The sequence below is a fragment of the Dialister micraerophilus genome (assembly GCF_947090205.1).
GTDB lineage: Bacteria > Bacillota > Negativicutes > Veillonellales > Dialisteraceae > Dialister > Dialister micraerophilus.
The window spans coordinates 81523-103278 of the sequence record NZ_CAMUNF010000002.1 but is presented as its reverse complement, the minus strand read 5'-3'; the positions used below and the strand labels follow the sequence as shown (position 1 = coordinate 103278).

The 21756-nt window shown below is 33.7% G+C and carries 20 protein-coding genes and 1 riboswitch; of the genes, 19 read left to right on the top strand and 1 reads right to left on the bottom strand.

Going from position 1 to position 21756, the window contains the following annotated elements; all coding sequences use genetic code 11:
* Positions 1-217: 217 nt before the first annotated feature.
* From P6922_RS02275 to P6922_RS02250, 6 genes are read left to right on the top strand one after another with little or no spacing between them, the layout of a single operon-like run.
* A complete protein-coding gene (locus P6922_RS02275; protein WP_007554243.1) occupies positions 218-1183 on the top strand; it encodes an aspartate carbamoyltransferase catalytic subunit in 966 nt (321 codons plus the stop codon).
* A complete protein-coding gene (locus P6922_RS02270; RefSeq protein WP_276873988.1) occupies positions 1167-2456 on the top strand; it encodes a dihydroorotase in 1290 nt (429 codons plus the stop codon). Before P6922_RS02275 ends, P6922_RS02270 begins: the two co-directional genes overlap by 17 nt.
* Positions 2453-3520, top strand: a complete 1068-nt coding sequence (locus P6922_RS02265; RefSeq protein ID WP_276873933.1) for a carbamoyl phosphate synthase small subunit — start codon at positions 2453-2455, stop codon at positions 3518-3520. Before P6922_RS02270 ends, P6922_RS02265 begins: the two co-directional genes overlap by 4 nt.
* Entirely contained in the window at positions 3513-6719 is a 3207-nt protein-coding gene (carB, locus tag P6922_RS02260; protein WP_276873930.1) for a carbamoyl-phosphate synthase large subunit, read from the top strand. Before P6922_RS02265 ends, carB begins: the two co-directional genes overlap by 8 nt.
* 1 nt (position 6720) lies before the next feature.
* On the top strand, positions 6721-7485 hold the full coding sequence (locus P6922_RS02255; RefSeq protein WP_007554256.1) for a dihydroorotate dehydrogenase electron transfer subunit: 765 nt from the start codon (positions 6721-6723) through the stop codon (positions 7483-7485).
* The gene (locus tag P6922_RS02250) at positions 7482-8387 is read left to right on the top strand and encodes a dihydroorotate dehydrogenase (protein ID WP_007556427.1); all 906 of its coding nucleotides are present in this window, start codon (positions 7482-7484) and stop codon (positions 8385-8387) included. The genes P6922_RS02255 and P6922_RS02250 overlap by 4 nt, the downstream gene beginning before the upstream one ends.
* A gap of 164 nt (positions 8388-8551) precedes the next feature.
* On the opposite strand, the gene P6922_RS02245 is transcribed toward P6922_RS02250, so the two are convergent.
* On the bottom strand, positions 8552-9961 hold the full coding sequence (locus P6922_RS02245; protein WP_007556428.1) for an alanine/glycine:cation symporter family protein: 1410 nt from the start codon (positions 9959-9961) through the stop codon (positions 8552-8554).
* Between the two features lie 474 nt (positions 9962-10435).
* Between P6922_RS02245 and P6922_RS02240 the strand changes: the two genes are divergently transcribed.
* From P6922_RS02240 to folK, 13 genes are all read left to right on the top strand, one after another.
* Complete coding sequence (locus P6922_RS02240; RefSeq protein ID WP_276873927.1) at positions 10436-11704, top strand: peptidoglycan-binding protein; 1269 nt, start codon at positions 10436-10438, stop codon at positions 11702-11704.
* Between the two features lie 118 nt (positions 11705-11822).
* Positions 11823-13241, top strand: a complete 1419-nt coding sequence (gene glmU, locus P6922_RS02235; protein WP_276873924.1) for a bifunctional UDP-N-acetylglucosamine diphosphorylase/glucosamine-1-phosphate N-acetyltransferase GlmU — start codon at positions 11823-11825, stop codon at positions 13239-13241.
* A 119-nt stretch (positions 13242-13360) separates the two neighbouring features.
* Positions 13361-14314: a ribose-phosphate diphosphokinase gene (locus tag P6922_RS02230; RefSeq protein ID WP_007554140.1), complete on the top strand. Its 954-nt coding sequence runs from the start codon at positions 13361-13363 to the stop codon at positions 14312-14314.
* A gap of 1 nt (position 14315) precedes the next feature.
* The gene (gene pth / locus P6922_RS02225; protein WP_276873985.1) at positions 14316-14888 is read left to right on the top strand and encodes an aminoacyl-tRNA hydrolase; all 573 of its coding nucleotides are present in this window, start codon (positions 14316-14318) and stop codon (positions 14886-14888) included.
* Positions 14889-14963: 75 nt separating this feature from the next.
* Positions 14964-15638, top strand: a complete 675-nt coding sequence (gene tmk, locus P6922_RS02220) for a dTMP kinase (protein WP_276873922.1) — start codon at positions 14964-14966, stop codon at positions 15636-15638.
* Between the two features lie 23 nt (positions 15639-15661).
* Positions 15662-15783, top strand: a riboswitch (FMN riboswitch).
* A 38-nt stretch (positions 15784-15821) separates the two neighbouring features.
* Positions 15822-16958, top strand: a complete 1137-nt coding sequence (gene ribD, locus P6922_RS02215) for a bifunctional diaminohydroxyphosphoribosylaminopyrimidine deaminase/5-amino-6-(5-phosphoribosylamino)uracil reductase RibD (RefSeq protein WP_276873919.1) — start codon at positions 15822-15824, stop codon at positions 16956-16958.
* A 21-nt stretch (positions 16959-16979) separates the two neighbouring features.
* On the top strand, positions 16980-17627 hold the full coding sequence (gene ribE, locus P6922_RS02210; protein ID WP_276873917.1) for a riboflavin synthase: 648 nt from the start codon (positions 16980-16982) through the stop codon (positions 17625-17627).
* Positions 17617-18819 (top strand): GTP cyclohydrolase II, encoded by a 1203-nt coding sequence (ribA, locus tag P6922_RS02205; protein WP_276873914.1) that lies wholly within the window; start codon positions 17617-17619, stop codon positions 18817-18819. Before ribE ends, ribA begins: the two co-directional genes overlap by 11 nt.
* A 20-nt stretch (positions 18820-18839) precedes the next feature.
* Positions 18840-19301: a 6,7-dimethyl-8-ribityllumazine synthase gene (gene ribH / locus P6922_RS02200; RefSeq protein ID WP_007554172.1), complete on the top strand. Its 462-nt coding sequence runs from the start codon at positions 18840-18842 to the stop codon at positions 19299-19301.
* 25 nt (positions 19302-19326) lie between these two features.
* A complete protein-coding gene (locus P6922_RS02195) occupies positions 19327-19932 on the top strand; it encodes a hypothetical protein (RefSeq protein ID WP_276873911.1) in 606 nt (201 codons plus the stop codon).
* Between the two features lie 130 nt (positions 19933-20062).
* The gene (gene folP / locus P6922_RS02190; protein WP_276873909.1) at positions 20063-20905 is read left to right on the top strand and encodes a dihydropteroate synthase; all 843 of its coding nucleotides are present in this window, start codon (positions 20063-20065) and stop codon (positions 20903-20905) included.
* 1 nt (position 20906) lies between these two features.
* Positions 20907-21272, top strand: coding sequence for a dihydroneopterin aldolase (gene folB / locus P6922_RS02185; RefSeq protein WP_007554128.1), 366 nt, complete (start codon positions 20907-20909; stop codon positions 21270-21272).
* Entirely contained in the window at positions 21269-21751 is a 483-nt protein-coding gene (gene folK, locus P6922_RS02180) for a 2-amino-4-hydroxy-6-hydroxymethyldihydropteridine diphosphokinase (RefSeq protein ID WP_276873906.1), read from the top strand. Before folB ends, folK begins: the two co-directional genes overlap by 4 nt.
* Positions 21752-21756 lie beyond the last annotated feature (5 nt).

The following is a 21756-nucleotide window of genomic DNA, read 5'->3' as shown; positions in this document are numbered from 1 at the left end:
CCTCCGTATATTAGGGTATAAAGCAAATATCTTTTTGTCAATGATGATAAATGTTTATATATTTTTTATTTGAAACATTTATTTTATATATGTCGGAAAATTTATCATTTCAATTAAAAAATTTTTATTCATTTTTAACCTTTTAAAACTTGAAAAAGTTTTTGTAATGCAATACAATAGCAAAGATAACAAAAAGTAAGTATTCTGGGAGGCGGAAATGATAAATAATTCATTGTATGGGAAATCAGTCTTGGGAATGGATTCATTATCTGCAATTGAGATTGATAAAATTTTGGACATTGCTTCGAAAATGAAAAAAATTCTTATTTCCGATTATAAGAAGACTTCATATTTACGAGGGAAATCTGTTGTTAATTTGTTTTTTGAAAATTCAACAAGAACACGAAGTTCATTTGAACTTGCCGGCAAGTATTTAGGTGCCGATGTTATTAATATTTCCAAGAGCGGTAGCTCGATGACGAAAGGTGAAAGCGTAAAAGATACGTTATTGACAATGGCGGCGATGGAAGCTGATGCTGTTGTTATTCGAGATTCGTCCGAGGGTGCCGCTTTTTTTGCGTCCGAAATAATTAATCATCATATTAAAATGCCTATAGTTATTAATGCAGGAGACGGTGCACATGAACATCCTTCGCAAACATTGTTGGAAATGCTGACTTTGAAAGAATCCGGTGTCAGCTTTAAAGGGATGAAATTGGCCATATTGGGAGATATATTGCATTCAAGGGTTGCAAGAAGTGATATAAAAGGATTCATAAAAATGGGTGCAAAAGTATATCTGTATGGACCTGCAACTTTGGTACCCAAAGAATTTGAAAGTATGGGAGCTGTAGTTGCAAGCAGTATGGAAGAAGCACTTGAAGGTGCAGATGCCGTAAACGTCCTTCGTATACAATTGGAGCGTGCTGCAAGAGGATTTTTTCCTACATTAAGAGAATATTCAAGGTTGTTCGGTTTAAATAGTGAACGTTTGAAATTGGCAAAGAAAAATTGTAAAATTCTTCATCCGGGTCCTATGAATAGAGGAATAGAAATAAGTTATGATGTTGCGTATAATGAAAAATCCTGGATTCAGGAAGAAGTAAGAAACGGAGTTGCCGTGAGAATGGCTTTGTTGTATTTAACTATGACGGAGGGGAATGATCTTGAAATTACTGATTAAAAACGGAACTTTAGTAAATCCGGCAAAAGGTCAACATGAAAAGTTAGATGTATTGGTAGAAAATAATCGTATAAAAAGCATCGGGAAGAATTTAATTGATGAAGATGCAAACATATATGATGTTAAAGGTTGTTTTGTTACTCCGGGACTTATAGATATGCATGTTCATTTAAGAGAACCGGGACAAGAAGCAAAGGAAGATATTTATACCGGTACTCAATCTGCCGCTGCCGGGGGATTTACGCAAGTAGCGACAATGGCGAATACATCTCCGGTAATTGATAATGCCGCTCTTGTAAAAGATTTGCTTTACAGGATACAAGAAAGTGCTTGTGTAAAAGTACATGTAATAGGTGCAGTATCAAAAAATCTCGAAGGTAAACAACTTTCTGAAATAGGTGATATGGTAGAGGCCGGGGCAGTAGCATTTTCGGATGACGGAAGTTATATTGAGAATTCCGATTTTATGAGACGTGCAATGGAATATGTAAATATGTTCGGAAAAATGATTATAGATCATGCTGAAGATAAAACAATGACTGAACACGGGTATATGAATGAAGGTAAAGTTTCATGCGAATTAGGAATAACCGGTAGACCTGCAGTTGCAGAAAATATTGCAGTTGCACGAGATGTGTTGCTTTCGGAGATGACAGGATGTCATGTACATATAGCACATCTAAGTTCTGCAAAATCTGTAGAAATTATAAGAAAAGCAAAAGCTGAAGGACTTCCGGTAACATGTGAAGTCACACCTCAACATTTATATTTTACAGATGAATATTTAAAAAATTTTGAATCATCATTTAAGATGGCACCTCCTATAAGGACGGATGATGACAGAAAAGCATTGATTGAAGCAATTAAAGAAGGAATTGTTGATGCAATCATAACAGATCATGCCCCTCATACTTCTGAAGAAAAGGACGTGCCTTTTAAATGCGCACCGAACGGTATTGCAGGACTTGAAACGTCTTTAGCTTCAGTACTTACAACCTTGTATCACACAGGGGAAATTACAATTGATAAAGTAGTTGAAATAATGTCGGTTAATCCGGCAAAACTGTTGGAAATAGAAGGCGGAATACTTGAAGAAGGAGCTGCTGCAGACATCACTGTAATAGATCCTGATTACAAGTGGACAGTTACGGGAAAAGATTTGTATACAAAAGCAGTATTTACTCCATATGAAGGTATTGAATTACGAGGTAAAGCAATATTGACAATTGTTGACGGTAAAGTTGTTATGGAAAAAGGAAAGGTATCTGTATGAAAGGTTTACTTGTGCTTGAAAACGGAAAGTGTTTTGAGGGAGAACTTCTGACTGAAGAATCTGTAATGGGTGAATTGGTATTTAATACCGGAATGACAGGATATCAAGAATGTTTTACAGATCCGTCATATGAAGGTCAAATTATTACACTTACATACCCTTTAATAGGAAATTACGGTGTGGCAGAGCATTTTAATCAATATGAAAAACCTATTGTTTCAGGTATAGTAATAGATCAATTGACAAAACAACCAAGTAATTGGGAATGTGAGAATACATTGGAAAATTTTATCAAGACCAATAATATACCTTGTATTTATAATGTAGACACACGAGCAGTAACAAAAGCTATAAGAAGCGGCGGGGCTATGAAAGCTGTAATTGTTAAATCGGACACTTCAAAAGAAATTATAAAAGAAATGCTTTCAAAAGATTTACATAAAAATAATGTGGAACGTGTAACAACTTCTGAAAAGTATGTTTGTGGAAAAGGTAAGTATAAAGTTGCGTTATTGGATTGCGGATTGAAGAAAAATATTTTAAAAAGACTTAATGCCTTAGATTGCGAAGTTACAGTTTACCCTGCAAAAACAGAAGCAAAAGAAATATTAAGTACAAACCCGGACGGAATCTTTTTAAGTCCCGGACCGGGAGACCCTAAGGATGCTTATTATGTGATTGATACAGTTAAACAATTAATAGGTAAAAAGCCTATTTTCGGAATATGTTTGGGTATTCAAGTTTTAGCACTTGCACTAGGTGCACAAACCTATAAATTACCTTTTGGGCATAGAGGTTCAAATCATCCGGTAAAAGATTTAAGAAAAGGTAAAGTTTATATAACTTCACAAAATCACGGATATGCCGTTTCATCGGAAAATATTCCGGACTGCATTGAAATCACACACATAAATGTAAATGATAATACCGTAGAAGGGTTCAGACACAAAACATTACCTATACAGGCAATTCAATATCATCCTGAAGCAGGCCCTGGACCCGTAGACAATTTTTATTTATTTGAAGAATTTATAAAAATGATGGAGGCTGAAAAGAATGATTGATAAAAATATAAAAAAAGTATTGGTCATAGGATCCGGTCCTATTGTAATAGGGCAAGCTGCAGAATTTGATTATGCAGGATCACAAGCCTGCCAATCATTGAGAGAAGAAGGCGTAGAAGTAGTTTTGGTTAACAGTAATCCTTCAACGATTATGACGGATGTAGATTTAGCAGATAGAGTTTACATTGAACCGATTACACTACCCTTTATTACAGAAATTATAAAAAAAGAACGTCCTGATGCGTTACTTGCAACATTGGGCGGACAAGTAGGATTAAATATGGCGGTGCAATTAGCTTCTGCAGGTGTTTTGGAAAAATACAATGTAAAACTTTTAGGATCCTCTTTACACGCTATCAAGCATGCGGAAGATAGAGAACTTTTTAAAGAGGCTATGCAAAAAATCAATCAGCCTGTACCGGAAAGTGAAATATTTGAAGAATTGCAACCTGCAGTAGACTTTGCCGAAAAATTGGGATATCCGGTAATTATACGTCCGGCGTATACATTAGGTGGAACAGGCGGCGGAATTGCAAGGGACAGATATGAAATGGAAGAAATTGCAAACCGCGGAATAAAATTATCTCCGATAAATCAAATTCTTGTAGAACGAAGTGTTGCAGGATGGAAAGAAATAGAATTTGAAGTCATGAGAGATAAATCCGACAATTGCATAATTGTATGTGCAATGGAAAATATAGATCCGGTTGGAGTACACACAGGAGATTCCATAGTTGTTGCACCTACGCTTACATTGACAGATACACAATATCAGATGATGAGAAAAGCTTCATTGGATATAATTAGATATTTGGAAATAGAAGGCGGATGCAACGTTCAATATGCGTTAGACAGTAAAACAAATAAATACTATGTAATAGAAGTAAATCCGAGAGTAAGCAGATCATCGGCACTTGCATCAAAAGCAACGGGATATCCTATAGCGAAAGTTGCAGCAAAAATTGCATTGGGAGAAACACTTGACGAAATAAGCAATTGCATAACAGGAAATACTAAAGCATGTTTCGAACCTTCATTGGATTATGTTGTTGTAAAATTCCCAAGGTGGCCCTTTGAAAAATTTACACTTGCAGATCGCTCCATAGGAACACAAATGAAAGCAACCGGTGAAGTAATGGCTATGGACAGAACTTTTGAAGGAGCAATGCTAAAAGCAGTACGTGCATTGGAAACCGGTGAAGGTTATTTGCATTTAAACAAACTCGATAATCAATCTTTATATGATATAAAATGTTTGCTGCACAGAGTTGATGATGAACGTATTTTTGTTGTAGCCGAAGCATTACGTAGAGGTATTGAACCTGAAGAAATCAATAGAATAACTAAAATTGATTTGTTCTTCATTCATAAATTACAAAATATAATTAAAGTTGAAAGACTTTTGATAAAAGAAGGCATGACACAAAATTCTTTGACGGAAGCAAAACGAATTCAAATGCCTGATAAAGTAATAGCGCATTTTTGCGAAGTAAGTAAAAAAGAAGTAGAAAAATTTAGAAGAAAAAATAATATCCGTTCATCCTTCAGAATGGTAGATACCTGTGCGGCAGAATTTGAAGCACATACTCCATACTATTACTCTTCATATAGAAGTGAAGATGAAGTTGAAGCGCAAGGAAAAGACTCGGTAGTTGTATTCGGATCCGGTCCCATAAGAATAGGACAAGGTATAGAATTTGACTATTGCTCAGTTCATGCTGCGTGGGCATTGAAGAAAGCCGGAAAGAAATCAATTGTAATAAATAACAATCCTGAGACTGTATCTACAGACTTCAATACATCTGACTCTCTGTACTTTGAACCTCTTACTGAAGAAGATGTTATGGAAATAATAGATAAAGAAAACCCCGAAGGCGTTATATGTCAATTCGGAGGTCAAACGGCAATTAATTTAGCTACACCGATGGCAAAAAGAGGTATCCGCATTATAGGTTCATCAAATGAAAGTATAGATATGGCGGAAGATCGTGAAAGATTTGATACATTGATGGGGCAATTGAATATTCTTCGTCCGAAAGGATGTTTAGTTGAAAGTATCGAAGAAGCTATAGAAAAAACAAAAGACTTGGAATATCCGTTGATTGTAAGACCGAGTTATGTGTTGGGCGGAAGAGCAATGCAAATTGTTTATAATTATGCCGAATTACGACAATATTTAAAAGAAGCGGTAGTTGCATCTCATGAACATCCCGTATTAATAGATCAATATATGATAGGAAGAGAAGTTGAAATAGATGCAATATCCGACAGTATAGATGTATGTATACCGGGAATAATGGAACAAATTGAAAGATCCGGAGTACATTCAGGAGATTCTTTTGCAGTATATCCTCCACAACACTTGGATCAAAAAATTATTGATAAACTTGTTACCTATACAAAACAAATTGCATGTGCTATGAACGTAAAAGGGTTGGTTAACATTCAATTTATCGTAGTTAAAGATAAAGTGTATGTAATAGAAGTAAATCCCAGAGCAAGCAGAACAGTTCCATTTATGAGTAAAGTTACGGGAATAAATATGGTTGAATGTGCAACAAGAATTGCATTGGGAGAAACTGTTGAAAGTTTAGGACTTCCGAAAGGATTGGTTCCGGATAAAAATTATGTAGCAATAAAAGCTCCTGTATTTTCATTCTCAAAACTCGGACTTATAGAAATAAAATTAGGACCGGAAATGAAATCCACAGGAGAAGTTATGGGAATAGGGGCTACATATGAAGAGGCAATGTATAAAGCCATAGTTGCATCAAATATAATTGTAGAACCCGGAAGTAATGTGCTTATAACAGTAAGTGACAGAGATAAAGAAGAAACAGTAAATTTAGCGAAAACATTAATAAAATTAGGTTATCATATAATTTGCACCGCAGGTACAGGTAAATATTTCCAAAAAGCAGGCATAGATGTCGAAATAATAAAGAAAATACACGAAAAAGGTGAAAATTGTGAAAAATATCTGAAATCCGGAAAAGTTGATATGGTAATAAATACAATATCTTACGGAAGCAGAATTGAACAAGAAGGATATGATTTAAGACGTATAGCGGTAGAATTGGCAATACCGTGCTTAACATCGCTTGATACTGCGAAAGAAGTTCTGAGAGTGATGGCTGAAAATGAAAAAGAACATATTTACAAAGTAAAATCATTGCAAGAATATATGAAGGAGCGTTGATATGTATTCATTGTCTGAAAGCGGTTCAATTTACACTAATGATAAAATAGGTCCGGAAATTTATCGTATGCAAATTAAATTACCTTTGACTGCACAAAAGGCCCGTGCCGGACAATTTATACATGTAAAGATTAATGATTCGTCAAGAATACTTCGTAGACCCATTTCTATATCGGGAGCATATCCTGAAAGTGGAATTGTAGAGATAATTTATAGAGTAGTAGGTCCGGGAACTGAAAACATGTCTAAAATGAAAACAGGTGATTTTTTAGATATACTGGGACCGTTGGGGAAACCTTTCGAGTTACCTGTGGAGAACAGTATAGCTGTAGGCGGTGGAGTAGGTATAGCACCCATACTGTTTCTTTCTCGACAATCAAAAGAGAATTTGTTGACGGTAGTAATAGGAGGAAGAAACGAAGAAGAAGTTTTCTGGAAGGATTTATTTCCTGAAAAAGTAAAAAAAGTAGTAGTAACTACAGATGACGGATCATACGGTATAAAAGGTTACTCAGTTGCTGTTCTTCCGGAAATTTTAAAAGACGGAAATACAAAAAAAATGTACGTTTGCGGACCGCTGCCGATGATGAAAAAAGCTGTAGAAATAGCTGACAATTCGAATGTAGAGTGTGAAGTATCTCTTGAAAGACGTATGGGTTGCGGTACAGGTACATGTTTGGCATGTGTATGCAATAAGGTAAACGGAGGTCATGCAAAAGTTTGTTCCGACGGACCGGTGTTTAAATCATCGGAGGTTATTTTATGAATTTGAATGTAAAATTTTGCGGTATTTCAATGAAATCTCCGATAGTTGCAGCATCCGGTACTTTCGGATATGGTATTGAATATAAAGATTATTTGGACTTAAATAAATTGGGCGCAATATCTGTTAAAGGGTTATCCTTAATGCCTTCTGAAGGGAATAAAGGTGTAAGAATAGCTGAAACACCTTCAGGAATTTTGAATTGTATAGGTTTGGAAAATCCGGGAGCTGAATATTTTATAAATAAAATACTTCCGGATTTAAAAAAGTATGATGTTCCGGTTATAGCAAATATATTCGGAAAAACGAAAGAAGAATACGGGAAAGTTGCAAGAGCATTGACAGTTGAAGGTGTATCCGCACTTGAAGTAAACATTTCCTGTCCGAATATTAAAGAAGGTGGAGTGGCATTTGGAACAAATCCCTTAAGTGCCGCAGAAATAACAAAGGAAGTAAAAAGAAATACGCATTTACCGGTAATAATGAAATTATCACCTAATGTAACGGATATAGCGGCTATAGCAAAAGCTGTAGAAAATGCCGGAGCGGATGCAATTTCATTAATAAATACCTTATTAGGTATATCTATAGATTTAAGAACTCGCAGACCTGTTTTAGGAAATATTACAGGAGGGTTATCCGGTCCTGCGATAAAACCGGTTGCACTTAGGATGGTATGGCAAGTAAGAAATGCTGTAAATATTCCTATATGCGGAATGGGCGGTATTATGACAGGAAAAGATGCTGCAGAATTTTTTATAGCGGGATCTGATATAGTGCAAGTGGGAACAGCAAATTTGATTAATCCCGATGCAATTATGCGTATTACCGATGAATTGAACGCATGGGGAGATTCGCAGGGAATAAAAAATATAAATGAATTGGTTAACACCTTGAATTTCTAATTTAAAAAATTTATAAAAATTATTTAGCCGTGAATGTTTATTTGAATTTCAGATATAGACATTCACGGTTTTTGTACTTAAGTTTACAAATTATAAAAATTCCCTCTAAAGTGATTTTGCATAAATACTTTAGAGGGAATTTTTTAAATTGATTTTATTTAGTATTAATCATTCCACCAGAAGATACCTTTTTGTTTAGGTAAACATTTTTTATTGAATATAGGAGATTTGATTCCCTTTCGTAATTGTTCTTCATAATCAGTCAAAGCGGCTTTAACTTGAGGGAATAAAATTAAAAGTGCGGTTACGTTTGTCAGCACCATGAAAGCCATAAATAAGTCGGCTAAATTCCAAACTAACGGTAATTCCGCTTCTGCACCGAATAAAATCATTACTGCAATTAAAACTCTGAATAAATAGAGAGGCCATTTTTTATTTGTCAAATGCATAATATTTATTTCACCATAGTAGTAATTTCCTATGATGGAGCTGAAAGCAAATAATAAAATAAGAATTGAAATTGCTACTGAAGCGTTAGGTCCGAAATATTGTGTGAAATCCCATTGAATCAATTCAATTCCGGTTATTCCTGCAGATGCATAATCTCCGGACAGTAATACGATGAAAGCTGATGCAGAACAAATGAATAAAGTATCTACATACACACCGAAAGCTTGAACTAAACCCTGAGTAACCGGATGTTTAGTTTCAGCTGAAGCTGCTGCATTTGGAACGGAACCTTCACCGGCTTCATTTGAGAAAAGTCCGCGCTTGAATCCGGTTAAAACAGCAGCACCCATACCTCCACCGAATGCAGCCTTGTAGTCAAATGCACTTCTGAAAATCAATGCAAAAGCGTCAGGTAACGCTTTAATGTTATATATCATAATACCAAGAGCGATAATAATATAAATTCCCGCCATGATAGGTACTATCCATTCAGTAACTTTTGCAATACGATGCATACCGCCACAAATAACAATCATTGATAAAACGGTAATAACTATACCGACTATCATACGATCAGCACCTAAAGCATTGTTTAATGCCAATGAAATTGTATTTGACTGAACAGAATTATAAATCATACCATATGTAACTGAAATCAGTATTGCAAAAATTGCGGCCCATAATTTATAACCTAATCCGTTCTTTAAATAGTAGGCGGGGCCGCCTCTGAAACTGGAATCTTCATCTTCGGCCGGAATTTTATAAATTTGAGCCAATGTACTTTCTACAAATCCTGTAGCGGAACCTATTACTGCAATAAACCACATCCAAAAGATTGAACCCGGACCACCGGTTGTAATGGCTATTGCAATACCTGCTATATTACCTACACCTACACGTGATGCAGTACTTATACAAAAAGCTTGGAACGAAGAAACTTTTTTTCCGGAAGTTTTATTTCCGGCAGAATCTATAATAAGATTGAACATCCGTTTAAAATGTCTAAGTTGTACGGCTTTTGTTTTGAAAGTAAAATAAAAACCTGCACCGACAAGCAGAATTATGATTACCGAAGACCAAAGGAAATCGTTAATCATAGTAATAAAGCTGTTTAGAATTTCCATACACTTCTCCTTTTTATATTTACCTTAAACTCACATTATGCTCTATATTTTGAAATAAATGAAACATATTGTTGTTAAAATTATTTTTATATATTGAATGTTTTTGAATAAGAATTCGGCTTTACGTTATATTAAGTAAAATACATAATATAAATTTTAATTTAAATATGTTATTTATAATCATATAAGGCTTATAAATATAATAGTATCACGTTTTCAATAATTTTTCAGTAATTTATGCACATGGAAATAAACTTTTAATTTTTATAAAGTTTAAAACAGACAAATTTGATTATTGTATATGAGAATATTAAATAAAATTTGCAATTAATGTTTTGAAAAATAAAAAATGGAATAATTTACTAAAATATAAAGTATTAATAGGTAAATGTTTATTAAAGGGGTAAATTATAAAATAGAAATTTTAAGCATTTATGTAAAAATGTTATAATGTAATCATTTGGAGGTGTAAGCATGCGTTTTTTTGCAAGAATTATTCTCTTGATTATGTGTTTAAGTGTATCAGTCAATATATCTGCAAAAACATTAAAGATAGGAATGAAAGGGCAAGAAATAACTGCACTTCAAAATTCATTGATTGCTGCAGGTTATTTAGCGAGAACAGTTGATTCCGAATATGGTTCAACAACTGAAAAGGCCGTATCGTTATTTCAAAAAGATAAAGGACTTACCATTACCGGAGAGGCTGATGAAAAAACGTTGAAGGCTATAAAAAAAGCTGAAAATAAAGGATACAGAAATGGTGGCGGCATAGTATACGCAAAAGGTAATCTTGGAATCGAAGTGGAAAAATGGCAAAAAGTTTTATATGAGTCGGGATATTTGAATGGAGATATTGACGGAATATACGGCACAGAAACTTTCAACGCTGTAGAGTTGTTTCAAAAAAATAATGATATTCCGGTATCAGGTGCTATTGATGAAATGACACTTAGTGCTTTGGAAAAGCGAAAAGAAAAAATAGATTTGGCGAGAAAAAATAATAATATTTATTTATATACATCAGGTGACGTAGGTAAAGATATAGAAAACATTCAAACGAAATTACAAGAATATGGTTACTTGGATGGAGACATCGACGGTATATACGGTAGTGATACTGAAAACGCAATCAAAAAGCTTCAAGAAAAAAGCGGATTGGCAATATCGGGCAGCATTGACGAAGAAACGATGAGAGAACTTTTAAATACAAAAAATGTATATGATAAGAGTTTACATAAAAAATATATAATGATAGGTGACAGCGGTATCGATGTAGGTGAATTACAAAATAAATTGATTTTACATGGATATAATCCGGGAATTGCCGACGGTTTTTTCGGTAATGATACAGAAACCGCGGTAAAATTATTTCAAAAAGATAATAATTTGGAAGTAACTGGGATAGCAGACAGTGTTGTAATAAAAAATTTAAAAAAAGCACCATACTTTAAAGGAGAATATAAAAAGAAAATTCATATGCAATCTACCGCATACACACCGTTAGACGGTGACGGTAACGGAAAAACCAGTATGGGAGCATATGCGGGCAAAGGTCATGCAGCTGTAGATCCTTCTGTAATACCTTTAGGAAGTACAGTTTTTATAGAAGGATACGGATATGCGGTTTGCGATGATATAGGCGGAAGCATAAAAGGAAACATAATAGATGTAGGAGTAGATACTTTAAATCAAGCATATCAATGGGGATATAAAGAAGATGTTTTAGTATACGTAATTTAATGAAACGGCAGTTATTGCCGTTTTATATTGAGTTTAAGTTGTAATTAATGTATAATTTTCTGTTGTAACTGAGAATTAATTTATGTTGAAAAATAAGTATATAGAAAGCAGGATGGTTATGAAAGAAATGACAGCCGTAATTTTGGCAGCAGGGCAAGGCACAAGAATGAAATCCGACTATCCGAAAGTACTACATAGTGTTTGCGGTGTGCCTATGGTTAAACAAGTTATTAGAGTGGCAACTGAATCCGGATTTAAAAAATGTGTTGTTATAACAGGTTTTAAAGAAAAATATGTACGTGAAGCAGTAGGAGATATTGTTACTTTTGTACATCAAGAAAAGCAACTCGGTACAGCACATGCAGTTATGCAAGCTGTTCCGGAGTTCAAAGATGATAAAGACGGATATATTTTGGTAGTGTGCGGAGACACGCCGTTATTAAAGGTGGAAACAGTAAAAAAAATATTGAACACTTGCGTAGAAAACAATGCCGCAGCGACAGTTTTAACGGCTGTTGTAGATAATCCTTTCGGATACGGAAGAATTATTCGTGATAAAAATGGAAATATGAAATCTATTGTGGAACAAAAAGATGGAACGCCCGAAGAGTTGAAAATTAAAGAAATAAATACCGGAACATATATTTTTCACGTAGAAACTTTTTTGGAAGCATTGTCTAAAGTAAGTAATGAAAATGCACAAAACGAATATTATTTGACAGATGTATTTGAAATAATGATATCCGAAGGTAAAAAAGTAATACCTGTAATAACAGAACAAGAAGAAACTTTAGGTGTAAATACACGTCAGCAATTATCACAAGCGGAAAAAATTTTGAGATTAAGAAAATTGGATGAGTTGATGACTCAAGGTGTGACTGTTATTGATGCAGAAAACACATATGTAGAGCAAGACGTAAAGGTAGGAAGAGATACAATAATTTATCCAGGAACAATATTGCAAGGAAGTACGGAAATCGGAGAAAAATGTATAATAGGACCTGAAACTCAATTGAAAAATGTTAAATGCGGAAATAATTGCAATTTAAATAGAGTGTACGCAATAGATTCGGAAATAGGAAATGATAATAATATAGGACCGTTTGTACATATAAGACCCGGAACTGAAATAGAAAATAATGTAAAACTGGGTAATTTTGTAGAAGTAAAAAATTCCACGATAAAAAGCGGAACCAAGTTACCGCATTTGATTTACTGCGGAGATGCGGATTTGGGTGAAAATGTAAATTTCGGCTGTGGAACCGTGACAGTTAATTTTGACGGAAAAGAAAAACATAGAACTGTTGTTGAAGATCATGCATTTATAGGATGTAATACGAATTTAGTTGCACCTGTTCGTGTAGGTAAACGTGCATTTACGGCAGCGGGTTCTACTATTACCGAGGATGTTCCTGAAAATTCACTTGCTATTGCACGTCAACGTCAAAAAAATATTAAAAATTGGGTGAAAAAAGGAACTTATAAAGATGATTTGAAGCAAAAAAATAAAAAAAATCAAAAATCTGTAATTTTGTAATAAAAAATGTTATAAAAACGGTCGATTTTGTTATATAATAAAAGCGATACAACAAAGTATACTGTTTTATACAAATCCGAAATATATTCTAATATCTAGGGAAAAGGAGCGACCCAACAATGGAAATGGAAGATACGTCAAAACTGAAGATTTTTACCGGTAATTCACACCCGGCACTTGCAAAAGAAATTTCAGATTATATCGGAGTACCGTTAGGTAAAGCTATATGCGGAAGATTTAATAACGGCGAAATTCAAATTATGATTAATGAAAGTGTAAGAGGTAAAGATTGTTTTATTATCCAACCTACCGGTGCACCTGTTAATGATAATTTGATGGAAATATTAATAATGGTAGACGCTTTAAAACGTGCATCCGCTCGTCATATTACCGTGGTTGTTCCATATTATGGATATGCAAGACAAGATAGAAAAACAAGAGGAAGAGAACCAATCAGCTCCAAATTGGTTGCAGATTTATTGACAGTAGCCGGTGTTACACGTGTGGTTACAATGGATTTGCATGCAGGACAAATCCAAGGATTTTTCAATATGCCGGTAGATCATATGTTGTCATCTTCACTTCTTGCAGATTATGTAAAATCAAAAAAACTTGAAAATCTTACAATTGTTTCTCCTGATTTGGGTGGAGTTACACGTGCAAGGGAATTGGCGGATCGTGTAGGAGCTCCGATTGCAATTATAGAAAAAAGAAGACCTGAACCCGGTGTGGCGAAAGTAATGAATATTATAGGTGAAGTAAAAGACAGAAACTGCTTTGTAGTAGATGACATTGTAGATACTGCAGGTTCTCTGTGTGAAGGTGCAAATGCACTTATGGAATATGGTGCAAGAGGTGTGTATGCAGCTGTTTGTCATCCGGTACTTACAGATCCGGCAATAGAACGTATAAAAGCATCTGCAATTAAAGAACTTGTTGTAACAAATTCATTGCCGATAGAAAAATACAAAATGATTGATAAGATGACCGTTCTTTCTATAGCACCTATTTTAGGAGAAGCTATTTTACGTATTTTCCACGATGCATCCGTGAGTCAGATGTTTGATAAATAAAATGAAATTGATTGTAGGTTTAGGAAATCCGGGAAAAGAGTATGAAAAAACTCGTCATAATATAGGGTTCGATGTATTGGAGCTTTTTTCACATAGAAATAAATTAAGTTTGTGGAAGAATTTCATGAATTCTGAAATTTCAACTGTAATGAATAACGGTGAGAAAATTATTTTTGCAAAACCTCAAACATATATGAATAACAGTGGGGAATCGATAGGAGATATTGCAAAATACTATAAAATTGACCCCGAAGATATATGGGTTATTTGTGATGATTTGGATTTACCTGTAGGAAAAGTCAGAATTCGCAAAAAAGGGTCTGCAGGCGGACACAACGGATTGAAATCAATAATGGCGCATTTACAATCTGAAAATTTTTGCAGATTTAGGGTAGGAATAGGACATCCTAAAAACGGACATACCGTAATTGAACATGTTCTCGGAAGGCCATATGGAGAAGATATAAAGAAAATAGAAGAAGCTGAAGAAAGAGTAGCTGAATCTATAGAATTTGCTTTAAAAGAAAATATTGATAAAGCAATGAATTATTTCAATGATAAAAAAAATAAATAATAAGTGTAATGTAAATGAAAGGTTGTTTATTGCAAAAGCGATGCAACCTTTTATTACGGGAATTTTGGAGGAAATATGGGCGGTAAACTTATCGTACTGGAAGGGATAGACGGAAGCGGTAAAGCGACACAATCTGAATTGCTTGCTGAAGCTTTGAAAAAAAACAATAAAAGTGTTATTCAAGTAACATTTCCTGATTACGAAAGTCAATCATCATCTTTGGTGAAAATGTATTTAAACGGAAATTTCGGAACAGCACCTGAAGATGTAAATCCGTATGCCGCCTCAATGTTTTATGCTGTAGACAGATTTGCCTCTTATAAAATGAAATGGAAAAAATTTTATGAACAGGGCGGAATTGTAATTGCAGATAGATATACTACAAGTAATATGGTTCATCAAATGACAAAATATGATAATGAAGATGAACGTGAAAAATTCCTAAAGTGGTTGGAAGAAACGGAATATAAAATATTGGGATTACCGACTCCGGATATGGTTATTTTGCTTGATGTGCCTCTTGAAATATCGGAAAAACTTGTAAAAGAGAGAGCTTTAAGCGGTGGGAATATGGATATACATGAAAAGCATTTAAACTATTTACATAAGTGTTATGATTCATATCAATGGCTTTGTAAAAAATACAATTGGGAAAAAATTTCATGTACAAATAAAAAAGGGTTAAAGAAAGTTGAGGAAATTGCAGAAGAAATTTATAAAACGGTAAACGGAAAAATTCTTGCAATGTAATTTAAAAACTTATATAATTAAATATGATTCTTCAGGGCAGGGTGAAATTCCCGACCGGTGGTAAAGCCCACGAACCGAAAGGTAGATTCGGTGAAATTCCGAAGCCGACAGTAAAACATGACAGTCTGGATGAAAGAAGAATGTTTTTTGTGTGTTATGCCTCCCTGAAGAAGGGAGGTTTTTTTGTTTATAAATGAAGATGAAAAATGGATGTCACATGCATTGGATTTGGCAAAGCACGGATATTGGTATACGGAAACAAATCCCTTGGTAGGTGCGGTTCTGGTAAAAAACGGAAAAGTTATAGGAGAAGGTTGGCACAAAAAGTATGGAGACGTGCATGCTGAAGTAAATGCTTTTAAAAATTGCAAAGAAAATACGGAACATGCAACTTTATATGTCACACTTGAACCTTGTTGTCATTACGGAAAAACACCTCCATGTTTGAATCTTGTTCTTCAAAAAAAAGTTAAGCGAGTAGTAATAGCAATGAAAGATCCGAATCCGTTGGTTTCAGGTAAAAGTATAAAAATATTAAAAGAAAATGGTATTCAAGTAATTGTAGGTGTGTTGGAAAATGAAGCGGTAAAGCTTAATGAAATTTTTATTAAATACATAACCGAACATAAACCTTTCGTTTTATATAAAGCTGCAATGTCGATTGACGGAAAAACTTCTTGCTATACAGGTGATTCTAAATGGATATCATCAGAAACATCAAGAAATGATGTGCATTACTTACGAAATAAATATAAGGCTATTATGGTCGGCGCAGGTACTATAAAAAAAGATAATCCTTCTTTGACGTCAAGATTTTATATAATCAATAAAAAAAACGGTGAAAAAGAATTGATGAAAAATCAACGCAATCCGATACGTATTATAGTTGACGGTAAATTATCTTCACCGATAGATTCCAAAGTTTTTCAAGATGGTGGAAAAACTGTTGTACTAACAACTTCATATGCAGATAAGAAAAATGTGGAAAAATTTAAAAATAAGGGAATTGAACTTATATATTCAAATTTAGGGAATGACGGCAAAGTAGATTTAAATAAATCATTGGAAATACTTGCACGAAAAGGCATAAACAGTATATTGCTGGAAGGTGGAGCCGAGACTGCAGCGGAAGCATTTAATCAAAAGATTGTAGATAAATTGCGAATATACATAGCTCCAATTATAATAGGCGGAAAAACATCTCCATCAATTATAGGAGGATCCGGAGTAAGTAAAATTTCAGATGCAATAAAACTTAAAAATATAAGTATAAATAATTTAAATGAAGATACAATTTTTGAAGCATATACAAATTGGTAAAAATTAATTAAAGGATGCAAAATGTTTACAGGAATTATAGAAGAAATAGGAAAAGTGGAAAATATCATAAAAAATACTCATTCCTTCAAGTTGATTGTAAAATGTAAAAAAGTAATTCAAGATGTAAGTGTTGGAGACAGTATTGCAGTAAACGGAGCGTGCTTAACGGTAACCGAATTCGGAGAAAATTCGTTTTCTGCAGATGTAACTTCGGAAACAATGAGAAGGACTGCGTTTTCATTATTACAAATCGGAACGGAAGTGAATTTGGAAAGAGCATTATCATTTAACGGACGTTTGGGCGGACATATTGTATTGGGACATGTAGATTGCTGCGGTAAAATTATATCCGAACGTAAAGATGAAAATGCAGTACATATAAAAATTGAAACGGAAGAAAAGTGGTTTAAATATATAATTGAAAAAGGCTCAATAGCTGTAGACGGTATAAGTCTTACGATTTCAGAAAAAAGCGGAAAAACATTTATTGTAACAATTATTCCTCATACGGGTATTAAAACAACTTTATTAAACAAAAAAGTTGGTGATATGGTAAATCTTGAATGCGATTATCTGGGTAAATTTGTAGAACAACTGATAAACAAAAGCAATGAAAAATTGACGATGAAAGATCTCGAACTTGTAAGGGGGAAACGTTATGGGATATAAATATGATCCTATTGAAGATATTATAGAAGATATAAAAAACGGAAAAATTGTAATTATGAAAGATGCAAGTTCGCGTGAAAATGAAGGTGATTATATTTGTGCAGCCGAATTTGCAACACCTGAAAATGTTGCACGAATGGCTATCGAAGCAAGAGGCGTAATTTGCATGCCTATGGATGAAAAAATTGTAGATAAACTTAGATTAAGGCCGATGGTTGCAAAGAATACCGATAATCATCAAACGGCATTTCTTGAATCTATAGATCATGTTGATTCCGGAACAGGTGTATCTGCATATGCAAGATCATTGACAACACTTGAAGCGATAAAAGATGATGTAGATCCTTTCAAATTTAGAAAGCCGGGACATTTATTTCCTTTAAAAGCAAGGAAATGGGGTGTATTAGAAAGAGCCGGACATACTGAAGCAACCGTTGATTTGGCAAAACTTGCAGGACTTAAACCTGCCGGACTATGTTGCGAAATAATGAATGATAAAGGTATGATGTCAAGTGAAAAAGAATTATTTGAATTAGCAAAAGAAAAAAATTTAAAAATAGGGAATATTCAGGATTTAATAGAATATCGGAAAAAGCATGAAAAAATAATTGAACGTGTTACAGAAGCTGAAATGCCTACAAAATATGGAGAATTCAGAATATATGGGTATATTAATAAATTGAACAATGAGCACCATGTAGCACTTGTTATGGGAGATGTTTCAAAAGAAAAAGAAGTATTGTGTAGAATTCATTCGGAGTGTTTGACAGGAGATTGCTTCGGTTCATTACGATGTGATTGTGGAGAACAATTTGCAGCTGCGATGAAACAAATTGCAAAAGAAAAATGCGGAATTATGGTTTATTTAAGACAAGAAGGAAGAGGAATAGGTCTTATAAATAAAATAAAAGCATATAATCTGCAAGATCAGGGATATGACACTGTAGAAGCAAATTTAAAATTGGGATTTGCTGCAGATTTAAGAGAATATATGGTAGGAGCGCAAATTTTAAAGGATTTAAATGCAACACGAATTAAACTGTTGACAAATAATCCGCATAAAATTCATGATGTAAGCGGGTATGGTATTGAAATAGTTGAACGTGTTCCTATAGAAATGAAACCCACACATGAAGACGAATTTTATTTGAAAACAAAACAAGAAAAAATGGGTCATATGTTAAAAATTTAATTTAATAAAGGAGTATTGAAATGAATATTAAAATAGGTATGCTTAATGAAAGTGATGTAAAAATAGGTATTATAGCATCAAGATTTAATGAAGTAGTAGTATCTAAGCTGATAGACGGTGCAGCAGATGCTTTGGATCGTCACGGAGTAGATATGGAAAATGTCGATCTAGTATGGGTGCCCGGAGCATTTGAAATTCCTGTTACAGCAAAAAAAATGGCTGAAAGCAATAAATATGATGCAATAATTTGTTTAGGTGCCGTAGTTAGAGGAGAAACGGACCATTATGAACATGTAGCAACAGAAGTTACTAAAGGTATAGCCTCCGTGTCATTAAACACAGGAATGCCTGTACTTTATGGAATTTTAACCACTGATACTGTTGAACAAGCTATAAACAGAGCCGGAATGAAATCAGGAAATAAAGGCTTTGAATGTGCCGTAGATGCACTTGAAATGATAAATTTATTTAAAAATTTATGATTGATTTGTCATTCGGAGAATACTTATGGGAAATAAAAAAGAAAAATTTTATGAACAACTTTGTGAAATTACTGAAAGTTGTGAAAATGAAATAAATTTGCTACAAAAAGTCTTTGAAGGTAATTTAAATGTTTTTGATGCATTTGCTCCTATAAGTGAGTCTAAGCAAAATATAAATATTTTAATGCCTAAAATAAATCGAAGAGCTATTAAAATTTGTAAAATATCCGATGAAGGATTCTTAGTTTATAGATTGGTAGACAAAATATATACTGCATCAGTGTTGATTGATGAAATATTTTTGCAAATTCAGACATTTCCTCAAGAAGAATGTCCGAGAAATTTGGAAGTAGTACTAAATTTGATAAGATGTTCTTTTGGAGAATTGGTAAAAATTTTGCAATATACTGAAAATATCGATGATTCGTACATGAAAGCGGAAGCGAGAATAAGAAAAATTTTCGAATATAAGAAACGTGGAGATGCATGCTATTCAGATTTGTTGAAAAGTTTATATACTATGGAAGACAGACCTTTGTATGTAATACGATGGAGAGAAATAATTGGAAAATTAAAAAATATTTTGGATGAATGTATTGAATCCGCAATAATTTTAAGAACTTTATTGTAATTAAAACCATCCTTTCGGGAGGATGGTTTTAAAATATTGTTTCCGGCAGGATGGTTTTAATTCTTTATCTATTTATAATCGATAACAATTTTATTTAGTTAAAATATTTATAATAAATTGAGAGGTAACTATGAATTTCAAAAAACGTTTATTTTCATGGGATGACGGTAAAACATTAGAGTTGAGTGATGAACCTTCCATTATGGGTATTTTAAATATAACTCCCGATTCTTTTTCTGACGGCGGGAAATGGAATTCACTTGAAGCTGCTGTGAAACATGGGAAAGAAATGGTTTTACAAGGAGCAGATATAATAGATGTAGGTGCGGAATCGACAAGACCCGGACATACAGTTTTAACCTATGAAGAAGAAATAGAAAGATTGAAAAAAATTCTTCCTTCTTTGATAACAGAGCTGACAGTTCCGATTTCGGTAGATACGTATCATTGGCAAACTGCTAAATATGTAATTGAAGCCGGTGCTCATATAGTAAATGATATATGGGGATTGCAATATGATAATGGAGAAATGGCAGATGTCGTTGCAGATAAAAATGTACCGGTGATTATAATGCATAATCAAAAAGATGATATTTACAATGGGGATATTATTGATTGTTTGAAATCATTTTTTGATAAATCATTAGAAATTGCAGCTAAACATAAAATTGATGAAGAACAAATTATTTTGGATCCGGGTATAGGTTTCAATAAGAATTCAGAAGAAAATTTAGAAATTTTAAAAAGACTTGATGAACTTACATGTGAATATAAATATCCCTGGCTTTTAGGTGTTAGTCGCAAACGATTTATAGGAACCGTGCTCGATTTACCTGTAAATGAAAGAGATGAAGGAACTGGTGCTGTAAGTATTTGGGGAATAACGAAAAAATGTACTATAATGAGGGTGCATAATGTAGCTTTAAATGCAAGATTGATAAAAATGTGGAATGCTTTGTCGACGAAGGTGTAAAATGGATGAAATTTTTTTAAAAAATATGTCCTTCTTCGGACATCATGGAACAGATAAAGAAGAACGAAGAATAGGACAACGTATATATGTTGATTTAATTATGAAATTGGATTTATCTCAAGCATCTGAAACAGATTCATTAGAAAAAACTGTTAATTATGCAGAAGTTTTTAAAAGAGTGGAAAGAATTGTGGAAGAGGATTCTTGTAAATTGCTGGAAAGACTTGCAGGAAAAATAAATGAAGAGATATTAAATAATTACTCCGATGTTAAAGCAGTAACAACATCCGTACATAAACCCGGAGCACCGATTCAAGGAATATTGGATGACGTAGTTATTACCATACAAAAGAAGCGTGAGATATGAAGTACTATATAGCATTGGGATCCAATCAAGGTGCAAGTGAAGAAATATTTAAATGTGCATGTAAAAGTTTGGAATGTAAAGGTTGTAAAATTATTTCGAAATCTGCACTTTATAAAACAAAACCATGGGGTAAAACAGATCAACCTGTATTTCTAAATTCTGTAATAGAAATTGATTTTGATAAAGGACCGGATTTATTGTTGAAATATTTGCTTTCGGTCGAAAAAGAATTCGGAAGAAAAAGAATTGTACATTGGGGACCTCGGACATTGGATTTAGATATTATTTATGCTGATGATGTATATGTAAATACGAAAACATTAAAAATACCGCATCCGTTTTTTTGGGATAGAGCTTTTGTTTTGATTCCGCTATGTGATATACGACCTGAATTTAAATTTAAAAATCAAACTATAAAAAGTAGAATAGAAGAGCTTAACGGTTATGAAGATGTAATCAAATATAAATTGCAGTGGTAAAGGTG